The following is a 14,152-nucleotide window of genomic DNA, read 5'->3' on the forward strand; positions in this document are numbered from 1 at the left end:
GGGTTTGTCATGAAGTTAGCCATTGTTACGGCCTGCCCGAACGGTATGGTCACCAGTGTGCTGTGCGCCCGTTTGCTTGATGCGGCGGCCCAGCGTCAGGGCTGGAGCACCAGTGTCGAAGTCAACGATGCCGCGCACCCAGAACGCCAATTGTCGGTGGCCACGGTCGAGGCGGCCGAGTGGGTGTTGCTGGTGACCAGCGCGCCAGTGGATATGTCGCGATTCGTCGGCAAGCGGGTGTTCCAGAGTACCCCGGCGCAAGCCCTGCAAGATGTTGAAGCGGTGCTGCGTCGCGGTGCTGAAGAGGCTCAGGTTTACGTCGCCCCCGAAGCCGTGGCCGAGCCTGCCGCCCTCGTGAAAAACGCCCCGCGCCTGGTCGCGATTACTGCGTGCCCGACCGGCGTCGCACACACCTTCATGGCCGCCGAGGCCTTGCAGCAAGCGGCCAAGCGTCTGGGTTACGACCTGCAAGTGGAAACCCAGGGCTCGGTCGGTGCGCGCAATCCGCTGAGTGCAGCAGCCATTGCCGATGCGGACGTAGTGCTGCTGGCCTGCGATATCGAAGTCGCCACCGAACGTTTTGCCGGCAAGAAGATTTACCGTTGTGGCACCGGCATCGCCCTCAAACAAGCCGAAGCGACGCTGAATAAAGCGTTGGCCGAAGGCACGCAGGAAACCGCTTCGAGCGGTGCCAAAGGCCCGGCCAAGCAAGAGAAAAGTGGCGTCTACAAACACCTGCTGACCGGCGTGTCGTTCATGCTGCCGATGGTGGTGGCGGGCGGTCTGATGATCGCCTTGTCGTTCGTGTTCGGCATCACTGCCTTCAAGGAGGAAGGCACGCTCGCGGCAGCCCTGATGCAGATCGGCGGCGAGACCGCATTCAAACTGATGGTGCCGCTGCTGGCGGGTTATATCGCCTACTCGATCGCCGACCGTCCGGGCCTGGCGCCGGGGATGATTGGCGGTCTGCTGGCAAGCACCTTGGGCGCCGGTTTTATCGGCGGGATCATTGCCGGTTTCATCGCCGGTTACGCGGCGCAGGCGATCAATCGTTATGCGCGATTGCCGCAAAGTCTTGAGGCGCTGAAACCGATTCTGATCATCCCGTTGCTGGCGAGTCTGTTCACCGGTCTGGTGATGATCTACGTGGTCGGCAAACCGGTGGCCGGGATGCTCGAAGGCCTCACGCACTTCCTCGACAGCATGGGCACTACCAATGCGATTCTGCTCGGTGTGTTGCTGGGCGGGATGATGTGCGTCGACCTTGGCGGGCCGATCAACAAAGCCGCGTATGCGTTCTCGGTGGGGCTGCTGGCGTCACAAAGTTATGCACCGATGGCCGCGACCATGGCGGCCGGCATGGTGCCGCCGATTGGCCTGGGCATCGCTACGTTTATTGCGCGGCGCAAGTTTGCTCAGACCGAACGCGAGGCCGGTAAAGCGGCGTTGGTATTGGGGCTGTGCTTCATCTCCGAAGGCGCGATTCCGTTTGCCGCGAAAGACCCGCTGCGGGTGATCCCGGCGAGCATTGCCGGTGGTGCGCTGACCGGTGCGTTGTCGATGTATTTCGGCTGCAAACTGATGGCGCCGCACGGCGGGTTGTTCGTACTGGCGATCCCGAATGCGATCAACCATGCGCTGTTGTACCTGCTGGCGATTGTGGCGGGGAGTCTGCTGACGGCGGTGGTTTATGCGGTGGTCAAGCGGCCGGAAGTCGTTGAGCTGGCAATAGAGCCCGTCAGCGCCTGACACCCCAACAATCTCCTGTAGGAGTGAGCCTGCTCGCGATGGCTGCTTAACATTCAATAGATAAGTTGACTGTTACACCGCTATCGCGAGCAGGCTCGCTCCCACAGGGGGCTGTGTCACAGTCATTTCATGCGTATGTGCTTTAGTTTTCCTTTTCAGGGAGAACACTATGAGCGAATTCGACCTCGGCCGTCGTCGCGTCATACAAGCCGTCGGTGCCGGGCTGTTGTTGCCTGGCCTGGCGCCGGCAGTGATTGCTTCGGTCAAGGATCGGCCACAACTCACCGATGGCGTGCAGTCCGGCGACGTGCTGGGCGACCGGGCGATGATCTGGAGCCGATGTGATCGTCCGGCGCGAATGGTGGTGGAGTGGGACACCCGCAGCCTGTTCACCAACCCTCGTCGTTTTGCCTCGCCATTGGCCGATTCCAATACCGATTTCACTGCCCGCGTCGAACTCACTGGCCTGCCCGCCGACCAGGCGATTTTCTACCGTGTGCACTTCGAAGATGCCCAGAGCGGCGTCGCCAGCGAGCCCTGGTTCGGCCATCTGCGCAGCGTGCCGCAAACCCGTCGCGATATCCGTTTCGTCTGGAGCGGCGACACCGCCGGCCAGGGCTTCGGCATCAACCCGGACATCGGCGGCATGCGCATCTACGAAGCCATGCGATTGCGCCTGCCAGATTTTTTTATCAACAGCGGCGACACCATCTACGCTGACGGCCCCGTACCTGCGCAGCTCACCACAGAGAGCGGCCGCGTGTGGCGCAACATCACCACTGAAGCCAAGAGCAAAGTCGCCGAAACCCTCGACGATTATCGCGGCAATTACCGCTACAACCTCATGGACGAAAACATCCGCCGCTTCAACGCCGAGGTCCTGCAGATCTGGCAGTGGGACGATCATGAAGTGGTGAACAACTGGTCGCCGGGCAAGCCGTTGGATGATCGCTACAAGAGCAAAGATATCCACAGCCTGGTCGGCCGCGCGCGTCAGGCCTGGCTCGAATACGCACCGATGCGATTGCAGAGCGCCGATGGCGGCGGGCGGATTTATCGCAAGCTCGGTTATGGGCCATTGCTTGATGTGTTCGTGCTCGATATGCGCAGCTATCGCGGGGCCAATGACGACAACCTGGGTGCCGCTAAACCGTTCCTCGGACGTGAACAGCTGGACTGGCTAAAGCGTGAATTGAAGGCCTCCAAGGCCCAGTGGAAAGTCATCGCTGCTGATATGCCGATTGGCCTCGGCGTATCGGATGGTGAAGTCAGCCCCGGTGTGACGCGCTGGGAAGCCGTGGCCAACGGTGATCCTGGATCGGCCCAGGGGCGTGAACTGGAAATCGCCGAATTGTTGGGTTTTCTGCGGGCGCAACAGGTGCGCAATTTTGTCTGGCTGACGGCGGATGTGCATTATTGCGCCGCGCACCATTACCACCCGGACCGTGCGTCGTTTCAGGATTTCGAACCGTTCTGGGAGTTTGTCGCCGGGCCTTTGAATGCGGGGAGTTTCGGGCCTGATTCGCTGGATAAGACCTTTGGCCCGGAAGTGGTGTTCGAGAAAGCACCACCGGCACAGAACACCTCACCGTTTGCCGGGTTTCAGTTTTTTGGTGAGGTGAATATTGATGGGCAGACGGGGGAGATGAGTGTGGTGTTGCGGGATTTGGATGGGGTTGGGGTGTTTGAGCAGAAGTTGCAGCCAGTCTGATAGATCCACCCCTCACCCCAGCCCTCTCCCCATGTTTGTACCGGACACATGGTGGACAGGTGTTCGGAGACATGGTGGACACTTTTAAATAGACACATTGCTCATCTGAAAGGAGATGGTTTGTGTCTTGGGAAGAGGTGTCCACCATGCAGCTTCGTTCCGAATTTGTACTGTTAGCTCGGCAAGAAGGGGCCAATATCCGACAACTCTGCCGACGCTTTCATATCAGCCCAAGCACCGGATACAAATGGCTTGGCCGGTTCGAAACCTCTGGTGCAGACGGCTTGCACGACCAGTCTCGGCGCCCAAAACATTCACCCAAACGCTGCGCTGATACGGTTGAAAAGCAGATTCTGGCCTTGGGGGTGGAGCACACGGCCTGGGGCGCCCGCAAGCTCAAACGCAATCTGGAGGATGAGGGGTATTTGATGCCCGCCGTCAGCACGGTGCATGCGATTTTGCAGCGTAATTCGCGAATCGACCCGCAGGCGGCAAATACCAAACCCTTTATCCGATTTGAGCATGAAGCCCCCAACGATCTTTGGCAGATGGACTTCAAGGGACATGTCGGCATGCGCCATGGTCGCTGCCATCCCTTGACGGTATTGGACGACCATTCGCGGTTCTCGCTGTGCATCGCGGCCTGTGGCAACGAGCAGCGTCAGACCGTGCAGGAGCAGCTTATCCACGTGTTTCGGCGCTACGGCTTGCCGATGCGCATGACCATGGATAACGGTGCACCGTGGGGCGATCAGAGCGGGGTTTATACCGCGTTAGAGGTCTGGCTGATGAGCCAGGGCATCCGAGTGGGCCACTCCAGGCCTTATCACCCGCAGACTCAGGGCAAGCTTGAGCGTTTTCACCGCAGCCTCAAGGCTGAAGTTTTGCAAGGTCAGTGCTTCATCGACCTGCTTGGGGCACAGAACGCCTTCGATATCTGGCGCGATATCTACAACCAGAAACGCCCCCATCAAGCATTGGAAATGGAGGTTCCAGCGACTCGCTACAGCTGTAGTCCTCGTGAATACCAGGAGCATCGGCAAGCACTGGAGTACGCCGAAGGGGATTTGATCAGAAAGGTTCAGGCCAATGGCGAGATGTACTGGAAAAGCCGCAAGTATGCGATTGGAAAGGCCTTCATCGGCGAGCACATAGCCATCAGAGAAACGACCGAGGATGGCATCTACGACATCTATTGGAGCAGACATCGCATTGCCAAAATTGACTTGAGCTTGCAGACCGTTGTATCAGGAAAGCGGCTTTGAAGACGTCCACCATGTCCCCGAACATGTGTCCACCATGTGTCCGGTACAAACACCCCACGGGGTAGAGGGAGAAAGGGAGCCGATCTTCACTGTTTTCAATGCCTGAGTTCGACGCGATTTTTCAGGTCGCAGTATTTCTAAAGAAACTCACGGTCAGTCCCCTCTACCTCTGGGAGAGGGCTAGGGTGAGGGGCTCTTTCAGTACACGTCACGCCGGTAGCGACCTTGCTCGATCAAGCGGTCAACCTCTTCAATTCCGAGTATTTCGTTAAGCACGTGATCCACGCCTGAAGCCATCCCTTGCAAGCTGCCGCAGATGTAAATGACCGCGCCCTCGGCCAGCCATTTTTTCAGCTCGTCCGCCGACTCGCGCAGTCGATCCTGCACGTAGATCTTCTCGGCCTGATCCCGCGAGAACGCCAGGTCCAGCCGCTCCAGATCCCCCGAAATCAACCATTCTTCCAGCTCATCGCGACACAGATAGTCATGCTCGCGATTGCGTTCGCCAAACAGTAGCCAATGACGTTGCTGTCCATCGGCGATCCGCGCCTTGAGCAAGCTGCGCAGCCCGGCCAGGCCAGTGCCGTTGCCCAGCAGGATCATCGGCACCGGCTCGGTCGGCAGGTGGAAACCGCTGTTGCGCCGTACGCGCAGGCTGATGGTGCCGCCCACCGGGGCGTGTTCGGTCAGCCAGCCGGAGCCGACGCCCAGGCTGCCGTCAGGATGCCGTTCCTGGCGCACGATCAATTCCAGCACGCCATCGGCGGCGATCGAGGCGATGGAGTATTCGCGCATGGCCAAGGGCACCAGCGCATCCACCAGCGCCTGAGCATGCAGGCCGACCAAGTGAGTTCTGTTTTCTGGCAGTTGTCGACTGGCGAGGGCTTGCTCCAGCGGTTGTGACAGGCCACCGAGCGCAACCGTGGCGCGACCGTCAATGCCCAGGCCATCCAGGAAATGTTCGATCGCCCACGGACAATTGCGCGGCAACACTTCCACCAGGTCACCGGCCAGCCAACTGCTGGTGCTGGGGGCGGTGAGGCCGAGCAAGTACACGCCCGAACCGCTGCTGTCAGGGTTGAGCAACTCACGGCGGGTCAGGTTCCAGTTGTCGTAGCTTGGCGCGTGCCAGGTGTCCACGGGCGCCTGTCCGGTCAGCAAGCCCAGTTGCTGCTGCCAGTGACGCAAGGCGTAAGGGTCGCCGCTGTCGACCTCCACCGGGGCGAACAGGGTCTTGCCGCCGTGCTCGCCCAGCCACGTGTGCAAGCGACGAGCGAAGCCGCAGAAGTGCTGATACTGCCGATCGCCAAGCCCCAGCACGGCGTAGTTCAGGCTTTCCAGGCTCAACGTCCGGCCCAGCACTTTGCGCTCAAACCCCCGGGCGCTGTCCGGCGCTTCACCGTCGCCGAAGGTGCTGACCACGAACAACGCATTGCTGAAATCACGCAAGTCTTGCTCGCTGACGTCCGCCAGCGGCTGAACCTTCACCGGCAGGCCCGCCGCCTGCAATTGCCCGGCGGTCTGCCACGCCAGTTGCTCGGCAAAGCCGCTCTGGCTGGCGAAGCCGATCAGCCACGCCGGTGCGTCACTGTTCGGTTGTGCGAGGTCTTTGCGGGCATCCTTGATCTGCTTTTTCTTGCGTCGACGATCGAGGTACAACAACCAGCCAGTGACGAAAAACAGCGGCATCGTCAGCGCGGTAATTGTCAGGATAATCCGCCCGACAATGCCGAAGTAGCTGCCGACGTGCAGCGCGTAAATGCTGGTGAGCAGTTGCGCCTTGAGGCTCTTGTCGCTGTAGCGGTCATGCCGTTTGACGATGCCGGTCGCCGGATCGAGGCTGATCTGATTCAGCGCGCGGTCGTGGGGCGAACTGCTCAAAAGGTAGAACACGTTGGCCGGCTGCCCGGCCACTGACGGCATGCGGATGTTGTAGGCGCTCAGTGCAGGACCGGCAGCGCTGTAGATGCTGCTCCACATCACTGCGTAATCGGCGGTGGGCGCCGGGCCGCTTGGCGCAGGGCCGCGACCGCTGCGGGCGCGCTCGTTCTGCGGCGAGTCGGAAAGTAATTGGGTCAGGCCCTTGTTGTACCACTCATAGGACCAGGACAACCCGGTCAGCGCCGCCAGAAGGTAAAACACCAGGCACCAGGTACCGGCCACCGAGTGCAAATCCCAGTTGAAGCTGCGGCCCTTTTTCTTCCAGTCGAGGGTCAGCCAGGCACGCCAGTTTTTCCACTGACGCGGCCAGCGCAGGTAAAGACCGGACAGGCAGAAGAACACCAGAATCAGCGTACAGGCACCGGTGATCTGCCGACCGCTATCGCCCATGGCGAGGAAGCGGTGCAGTTGCAGGATCAAGCCGAAGAAGTCCCGGCCAGTGGCGTCGCCCATGAACTCGGCGGTGTACGGGTTGAAGTAGCGCATCTCGCCGCGGCGCTCACCCGGCGGTGGGGTAAAGGACACCCGCGCGGCGTTGCCGCTGTCAGTCTCGACCCAGAGCATCGCGACTTTCTTGCCGGAGGCGCCCTCGATTTTTTCCACCAGTTCGGCGGGCGGCAGGACGCCAGCGACCTGCTTCTCGACCTGCAGCACAGAAGGGTTCAGCGCGCGCAGGATTTCATCCTGAAACGATACCGTCGCCCCGGTGATGCCCATCAGGGCCAGGACCAGTCCGGCGCTGATGCCGAAAAACCAGTGCAACTGGAACAGGGTTCTCTTCAACACGTTGCTCGCCTTGTTCGTTCGAAAATATTGATCACGGCGCGCATTATGCCGTGGGTTGTCGAGAAACATTCTTTATTACGCACAAAAGCCCCGTTCACCTGGATGAACGGGGCCTGTCCCTGATTTCAGTCTTTACACGCAATCCCTTGTGGGAGCGGGCTTGCTCGCGAAAGCGGTATGTCAGGTGGCATTGATGGCGACTGACACTCCCTCTTCGCGAGCAAGCCCGCTCCCACAGGGATTGCGGTGTGACTGGCAATCAGAAGTGGAAGTTGGCGCTCAGCAGGGCGGTACGGCCCGCCGCCACGTGGGCGTAGTGGTTCTGCAGTATCTGATCGAAGTAACGCTCGTCGGTCAGGTTCTGTACGTTGAGTTGCAGGTCGACGTTCTTGGTCAGGCGGTAGCTGGCCATCGCGTCGTAACGCCAGTAGGACGGGATCTCCACCGAGTTGGCGACGTTGCCGAACTGGGAATCGACGTAGGTTACACCGGCACCGACGGTCAACTTGTCCGGCACCAGATCGTAGGTCGACCAGAACGTGAAGTTGTTCTGTGGAGTGCTTGGCATGTGGTTGCCTTCATCGGCGGCGAGGGTGGTTTTGACCACTTCGCTGTCCATGTAGGTGTAGCCGCCGAAGACTCTCCAGTTACGAGTCAGCTTGCCGCTGTAGCTCAGTTCTACACCATTGACCTGCTGTTCGCCGTCCAGCACTTGAGTGGTGCCGCCGTCCGGATCGTTGATGCGGGCGTTGGTTTTCTCGGTACGGAACAGCGCGGCGGTCAGCGACAGATCGTCACCGAAGAAGTCCCACTTGGTGCCGATCTCGTAGTTGCGGTTCTTTTCTGGATCCAGACGGCTGTTGTTCGCTGCCAGTTCCAGACCACCGTTGCCGCTGGTTTCGCCAGCCGGGTTGCTGGAGGTCGAGTAGGCCGCGTAAATGCTGCCGTTAGGCAACGGGTTGTAGACCACGCCGATCTGGTAGTTCACCAGGTCGCTGGTGTTCTGACGGGAGAAACTGCCCGCTGGAGCTGTGCTGCTAGCGTTGGCGAAGCCGCTGGATTCGACCTCGTAGTTGTCATAGCGCAAGCCCAGGTTCAGAGACCATTGCTCGTTGAACTTCAGCGTGTCGAACACGTAGGCCGCAGCGGTTTTGGTGTCGGTGTCGGTGAACGCAGCGCTGTCGGCGATCGAGCCGTTCCAGTTATCCCCAGGCGTCGGATTCTGCAGGCTGGTGCAGTCGCCGGAGTTGAACAGGGCGCGGTTACAGCGAGTGCCGCTGGCGGTCTGGGTCAGGATGTACGGGCGGTTGTGGGTGTCTTGATAGGAAAACTCAAGGCCGGTGACCAGGCTGTGCTCGATGGCGCCGGTGTTGAACTTGGCGCTCAGGTCGGTCTGGTTGATCCAGCCGCTGGACGTCGAGTTACGGCTTTTCGCGCCGCGATACACGCTGCCATTGACCACGTTGCCCTTGCTGTCGTCCGGGTTGGTGACGATGTAATCGAGCGTAGAACGGGACATGCGGAAGCTGTTCGACACGGTCAGGTCATCATTCAGATCGTGTTCGATCTTGAGGGTGCCGCTGTCGTTGCTGGTCTCGCGAAAGTCGCGACCGGTGAGGCCGTAGAAGTTGTCGCGATCGACATTCACAGGTTTATCGACGTTGTACTTGCTGCGGTTGGGGCTCAAGGTCAACGGGATGCCGTAGTCGGGCATGTCGTCGGTTTCAACGTGGTAGTAGCCGACGGTCAGGCGGGTGTCGGTACCCAGGCCGAACGCGAAGGAAGGTGCCACGCCCCAACGGCTGACGTCCACGGCATCACGGCCGGCGACGTTGGCTTCGTGCTTCATCAGGTTCAGACGGAAGGCCGAGGTGTCGGTCATCTGCTGGTTCAGGTCGAGGGTGGTGCGCTTGGTCTGATCCGAGCCCCAGGTGAAGCCGCCGTTGTAGGCATTTCCCAGTTTGGCGGTCTTGCTCACCAGGTTCAGGCTGCCACCGGTGGAACCGGCGCCGGTAAAGGCGGAACCCGGGCCCTTGCTGACTTCGATCGATTCAACGTTGAAGATCTCGCGGCTCTGGGACGCCGGATCGCGCATGCCGTCGACGAACGTGTCGCTTTCGGCGTTGAAGCCGCGAATGATCGGACGATCGCCGGCCGGGTTGCCACCTTCACCGGCACCGAACGTGATACCCGGTGTGGTACGCAGCGCGTCGACCAGGCTAGTGGCGCCGGTGTCGCGAATCACTTGTTGCGGAATCACGGTGACGCTTTTCGGCGTCTCACGCAGTGGCGCGGTGTACTTCTTGTTGGCCGAGGTATCGGTCTTGTAGGAGGTCTCGTCCTGAGCTTCGCCGTTGATAGCGGTAGCGCCCAGGGAAATCGAGTTGCTCGGTGCTTTTTCGTCGGTCTTTTCAGCCGCGAAAGCCATGTGGCCCGCAGAGCTGGCGGTGATCGCCACGCCAATTGCAGACGCGAGCAAACGCGGTGAACTGACCGGTAATTGTAGTTGTTGGCGTGACATGAGAATTCCCCTCCCCAAGGATTTGAGGCCGCGGAATATAGGGTAAACAGGTATTTGTATCAATTGCGAAACGTTACTATTCGCGACAAATTTACATTCTTTACAATTTAACCTTACGGTTTTTGGTGGCTCGTTCGTCACAGGGGTTTTACAAGGGCAATAAGAATCAATACCATTGCCGCCTCTTTTGTCTTCAGGTGTCATCCCATGCTGCTGCACATTCCCGGCGTGTTCGCGAAAGAAGAAGTGCAGCGCATCCGCGAGGCTCTGGAGCACGCAGATTGGGCTGACGGCAAGATTACCGCCGGCTACCAGTCGGCCAAAGCCAAGCACAATCTGCAGTTACCGGAAGGTCATCCGCTGGCCAAGGAAGTCGGCGCGGCGATGCTGGAACGGCTGTGGAAAAATCCGCTGTTTATGTCCGCGGCGTTACCGCACAAGGTCTTCCCTCCGTTGCTGAACTGTTACACAGCCGGCGGCAGTTTCGACTTTCACATCGATAACGCCGTGCGCCAGCCCAAAGGCAGCATCGAGCGAGTGCGCACCGATCTGTCGGCCACTCTGTTTTTCAGCGAACCGGACGACTACGACGGCGGCGAACTGGAAATCCAGGACACCTTCGGCACCCAACGGGTGAAGTTGCCGGCCGGCGACATGGTTCTGTACCCCGGCACCAGCCTGCACAAGGTCAACGCCGTGACACGCGGCACTCGCTACGCCTCGTTCTTCTGGACTCAAAGCCTCGTGCGCGAAGACAGCCAGCGCGCCTTGCTGTTCGAGATGGACGGAGCGATCCAGCAACTGACCCAGGACATGCCCGACCACCCTTCGCTGATTCGCCTCACCGGCACTTATCACAACCTGTTGCGTCGCTGGGTCGAGGTATGAGTTATCAACTGCGCCGCGAGGAAATCCTCGACGGTGACCGGCTCAAAGCCATGCTCGAAGAAAGCCCGGCACGTGCCGCCCAGGCGATTCTGATCGCCGCCCGCGAAGGCGTGCTGGATGCTCAAGCGTTGCTCGGGCAGATTCTGCTGGATGGGCAGGGCATCGAGCAGGATCAGCCGCTGGCCTTGCGCTGGTTTGGGATTGCCGCCGGGGGAGGGCATTTGATGGCGCGCAACATGCTCGGTCGTTGTCATGAGCATGGTTGGGGTTGCGTTGCCGATGCTTCGGTTGCTGCGGGGCATTATCGCCAGGCCGCCGAAGCCGGACTGGATTGGGCGATGTACAACTACGCCAACCTGTTGGCCACCGGGCGCGGCGTTATTGAGGATCAGGCGCAAGCGTTGAATCTTTATCGCCGGGCAGCGGAACTGGGCCATGCGAAATCGATGAACTTGCTGGGACGATATCTGGAGCAAGGCCATTTTTGTCCTGCTGATCCTGTGACGGCGTTTGATTGGTATCGACGTTCGGCGCTGGGCGGTGATTTTCGTGGGCAGTTCAGTTATGCCAGCGTTCTGGTGGAACTCTCGCACATCGAAGAAGCGCTGGTCTGGTATCGCCGGGCAATGCACGCGGGGCATTCGGCTTTTTTAAGTATCGCGGCGCAGACACTGTCGAACGTGCCCCACGCGCAAGTGCAAGCAATGGCCCTGGAATATCGCGCACGGGCAGCCAACCAAGTAAGCATTTGAAGTTCGCCGTCGGCTTGTCACGCGAGTGGATTAGTTGCTTGCTCGCCAGGCGTTGGTATTTTTTATAAATATATCCTCGTAAGTTTGCACTTTGCAGTGGCGCTGCATTGTGTTTTATTTCCAGTGCGCAGTTTGAATGGTTGTAATGTTCCGGCTCTGCAAATCACGTTATTAAATATCTAATTGTGTGTTGACTAATTAAAGGAATAATTATGTCTGGTAATAAATTGTGGGATGACGCTCTGAAAAACGCTTCTCCCGAGCAAATATTGCAGTACGCCGCTGAAGCTCCGGCGCGGTTAATCAGTGCATCCGCTTCGGGCTCTAATAGTGATGTACGTGCCACGGGGCTGTTGCTGACTAAAAAACAAATCATCGATCTGCACAAGTATCAGGCTGCCGCTTTCAGGCTTCCGCGTACTTTGAAAGACGTTACTGACTATCTGCGCTTCGGTGCCGGTCAGGATGGTGGTCCGGGCCTTTCCCCCGCGGACTTCCTGACCACTTTCCTCAATACTCACAACCATGCCTCGCGTTGGACGGACTTGCGCGAGCGCATCATGATGACGGGCCGCGGCCTCAGTAACTTCGCAACGAGCATGCTGACGTATGGTGCATCGATGGAAGAAGTCTACTCCGACGTAAGGGCTGGCAATCTGCTGGACCTGCACGACATTAAAACGGTTGAACAACTAAGAGCGCTGCAGGCCGCGTTGGGCGACAAGTTTCCAGGTCTGCAACTGGAAAGCGATACGCTGAGTGATTTGGGTTATTTTCTCGACAGGATATTTGAAGAAGTTGATAAGAACTTAAATATTACTCGCGGCATCAAGAAAGACCTCGATGCGTTTGGTATGGATCTTCAGGAGTACATCCTGCCTGGCATCCAATACAAGGTTGATCTGATAAAAAATAATACCTTGTCAGCAGAAATAAAAAATCTGCAAGTGAAAATTGATGATCGTTCCGCCGAGATTGAACTAAAGAATACTGAGTACAAAGCGGCCGTTCAGGAGGCATTGAAAGCCGCGGCTGGTATGAACATTGTCGGGTTGGCGATGGCTATCTATATGGGCGTCGAAGCTGAAAACATTCGTGCAGCGCGTAACGAACTGTATGCCCAACAGGATCTCGACATTCTGAAGCTGGACAGCATGAATCAGACCTTGGGTTCTCTGGCGCGTGTAAAGCACGACTTGCAGAGTCTTGAAATCGTGGCAATCGATGCCGAAATCGCGACAAAAAACCTTATCTATACCTGGAACGTCTTGCACGATGCTGTCGCAAACTCTTCCAAAGCTATCGCTACCATCAACGATGCGTTGTCGCTGCGACAGTTCATCGCGCAATTCAGGCTGGTCGTTAATCCATGGAGAAAAATCGAGACCGATGCCGACGCTCTTATTCTGGTGTTCAAGGAGGCTCAGGAGGAATTTTCACGCAATAACTCGTTGGGAGCACGTTCAATGAATGTTGTAAGCCTGTTCAATTCGGCCTATCCGCCGCTCGATTTGGCGGCATTAAGTACCCATCACGAACACATGCGTAATGCGCGCATTCAGGCCAATACCTGGCAGGTCAAGCTTGGTTATTTGCCGGACTTGTTCAGCCGCTTCGACAGCGTTGTCAGAGAGGTCGGTCGGGGAAGCAACGAGTTACAAGGCACCGCTCAGACCAGCAAGTACGAACTCGAAATCATTCAGCGCGGTCTTGAAGACCTCGAAAAAGAACGACTGAGCGAGGCTGACCCGCTAGTTATCGAAGAAATCGATGGCGATCGTAAGCGACTCTTGAAGCAGGCCGCCGATGTAATCAAGGAGAAGTCGTCCAAAATTGACCAATGCCTGGCGGATATCAGCGATTCGTTCGATCGACGCCTGGTCCAGACTTACCTGGTTGATTTTGCGCACGAAGAGCAAATGGCCAAAGATGAAATCAGTGATCTGCAATTGAAGTTGCAGGCGTTCACGGATGAGCGCAAAACCATCTCTGAAGCCGTCGCTACCCTGGGAAAGGCAGGCGTTGAAGCACTTGGCAAAGACATTGAACTGACCCTTGCCAAGGTCACTCAGTTGGGCCTGGCTCCTACAGAGATTCAACTGGTGATGATGGCGATCGACCAACTTAAAAAAACATTAATCGACGCCGGCAAGACAATTGCTTTTATCGACATGCTTCGCGAGAGTGACAAGTTGAAGCTGAAGATTGATGCCTTGGTCGAGAAGATTGATGTCGAGAATTCAATTATTCAGGCATCACTCGGCAGGACTAAATACTTGCAGGCGATTCTTTCGATAGAGGACTCGCGACATGAATACGCCACTGTCTATAGCGGTGCTGCGACAGCTTATCGGCAGTTCCTGACGGCCACCGCCGCAGCGCAATTTGCCGATGTCGAAGCGCTGGACAATGCATTCAAGGTGCAGGCACCGCTGTTTATCAAGTTCCTCGCGCCCGTGTCGATGCCAAGGCGCTGACAAACGGATGATCACGGACTGCCAGCGGCAACTTTGACGCTGGCAGTCGAGGTTTTGTCAGG

Annotated in this window: 8 protein-coding genes; 6 read left to right on the plus strand and 2 right to left on the minus strand. The window is 58.1% G+C overall.

From position 1 onward, the window contains the following. The first annotated feature begins 9 nt into the window (after positions 1-9). The 3 genes from QFW87_RS04050 to QFW87_RS04060 all read left to right on the plus strand — a co-directional run bounded on the left by QFW87_RS04050 (position 10) and on the right by QFW87_RS04060 (position 4,725). On the plus strand, positions 10-1,749 hold the full coding sequence (locus tag QFW87_RS04050; RefSeq protein WP_283189871.1) for a PTS fructose-like transporter subunit IIB: 1,740 nt from the start codon (positions 10-12) through the stop codon (positions 1,747-1,749). A gap of 169 nt (positions 1,750-1,918) precedes the next feature. Further along, on the plus strand, positions 1,919-3,460 hold the full coding sequence (locus QFW87_RS04055) for an alkaline phosphatase D family protein (protein WP_283189872.1): 1,542 nt from the start codon (positions 1,919-1,921) through the stop codon (positions 3,458-3,460). A gap of 146 nt (positions 3,461-3,606) precedes the next feature. Beyond that, a complete protein-coding gene (locus tag QFW87_RS04060; RefSeq protein WP_283182018.1) occupies positions 3,607-4,725 on the plus strand; it encodes an IS481 family transposase in 1,119 nt (372 codons plus the stop codon). A gap of 198 nt (positions 4,726-4,923) precedes the next feature. Here the strand turns inward: QFW87_RS04060 and QFW87_RS04065 are convergent, their stop codons facing one another. Continuing rightward, a complete protein-coding gene (locus QFW87_RS04065) occupies positions 4,924-7,452 on the minus strand; it encodes a sulfite reductase flavoprotein subunit alpha (RefSeq protein ID WP_283189873.1) in 2,529 nt (842 codons plus the stop codon). 259 nt (positions 7,453-7,711) lie between these two features. After that, a complete protein-coding gene (locus QFW87_RS04070) occupies positions 7,712-9,973 on the minus strand; it encodes a TonB-dependent siderophore receptor (protein WP_283189874.1) in 2,262 nt (753 codons plus the stop codon). A gap of 207 nt (positions 9,974-10,180) precedes the next feature. Here QFW87_RS04070 and QFW87_RS04075 point away from each other — a divergent pair, with 207 nt between their 5' ends. From QFW87_RS04075 to QFW87_RS04085, 3 genes are all read left to right on the plus strand, one after another. Beyond that, positions 10,181-10,861 (plus strand): Fe2+-dependent dioxygenase, encoded by a 681-nt coding sequence (locus QFW87_RS04075; protein ID WP_283189875.1) that lies wholly within the window; start codon positions 10,181-10,183, stop codon positions 10,859-10,861. Next, positions 10,858-11,613, plus strand: a complete 756-nt coding sequence (locus QFW87_RS04080) for a tetratricopeptide repeat protein (RefSeq protein ID WP_283189876.1) — start codon at positions 10,858-10,860, stop codon at positions 11,611-11,613. The genes QFW87_RS04075 and QFW87_RS04080 overlap by 4 nt, the downstream gene beginning before the upstream one ends. A 212-nt stretch (positions 11,614-11,825) precedes the next feature. Then, entirely contained in the window at positions 11,826-14,090 is a 2,265-nt protein-coding gene (locus QFW87_RS04085) for an alpha-xenorhabdolysin family binary toxin subunit A (RefSeq protein ID WP_283189877.1), read from the plus strand. The last annotated feature ends 62 nt before the right edge of the window (positions 14,091-14,152 follow it).

Origin of the sequence: Pseudomonas sp. PMCC200344 (assembly GCF_030053095.1) — a bacterium.
In the GTDB taxonomy this organism is placed as follows: Bacteria; Pseudomonadota; Gammaproteobacteria; order Pseudomonadales; family Pseudomonadaceae; genus Aquipseudomonas; species Aquipseudomonas svalbardensis.

What these genes read in the sequence shown, in the direction of transcription:
- QFW87_RS04060 (WP_283182018.1), top strand. Translation starts at nt 3,607, where the DNA reads ATGCAGCTTCGTTCCGAATTTGTACTGTTAGCTCGGCAAGAAGGGGCC.
- QFW87_RS04080 (WP_283189876.1), top strand. Translation starts at nt 10,858, where the DNA reads ATGAGTTATCAACTGCGCCGCGAGGAAATCCTCGACGGTGACCGGCTC.
- QFW87_RS04070 (WP_283189874.1), bottom strand. Translation starts at nt 9,973, where the DNA reads ATGTCACGCCAACAACTACAATTACCGGTCAGTTCACCGCGTTTGCTC.
- QFW87_RS04055 (WP_283189872.1), top strand. Translation starts at nt 1,919, where the DNA reads ATGAGCGAATTCGACCTCGGCCGTCGTCGCGTCATACAAGCCGTCGGT.
- QFW87_RS04075 (WP_283189875.1), top strand. Translation starts at nt 10,181, where the DNA reads ATGCTGCTGCACATTCCCGGCGTGTTCGCGAAAGAAGAAGTGCAGCGC.
- QFW87_RS04050 (WP_283189871.1), top strand. Translation starts at nt 10, where the DNA reads ATGAAGTTAGCCATTGTTACGGCCTGCCCGAACGGTATGGTCACCAGT.
- QFW87_RS04085 (WP_283189877.1), top strand. Translation starts at nt 11,826, where the DNA reads ATGTCTGGTAATAAATTGTGGGATGACGCTCTGAAAAACGCTTCTCCC.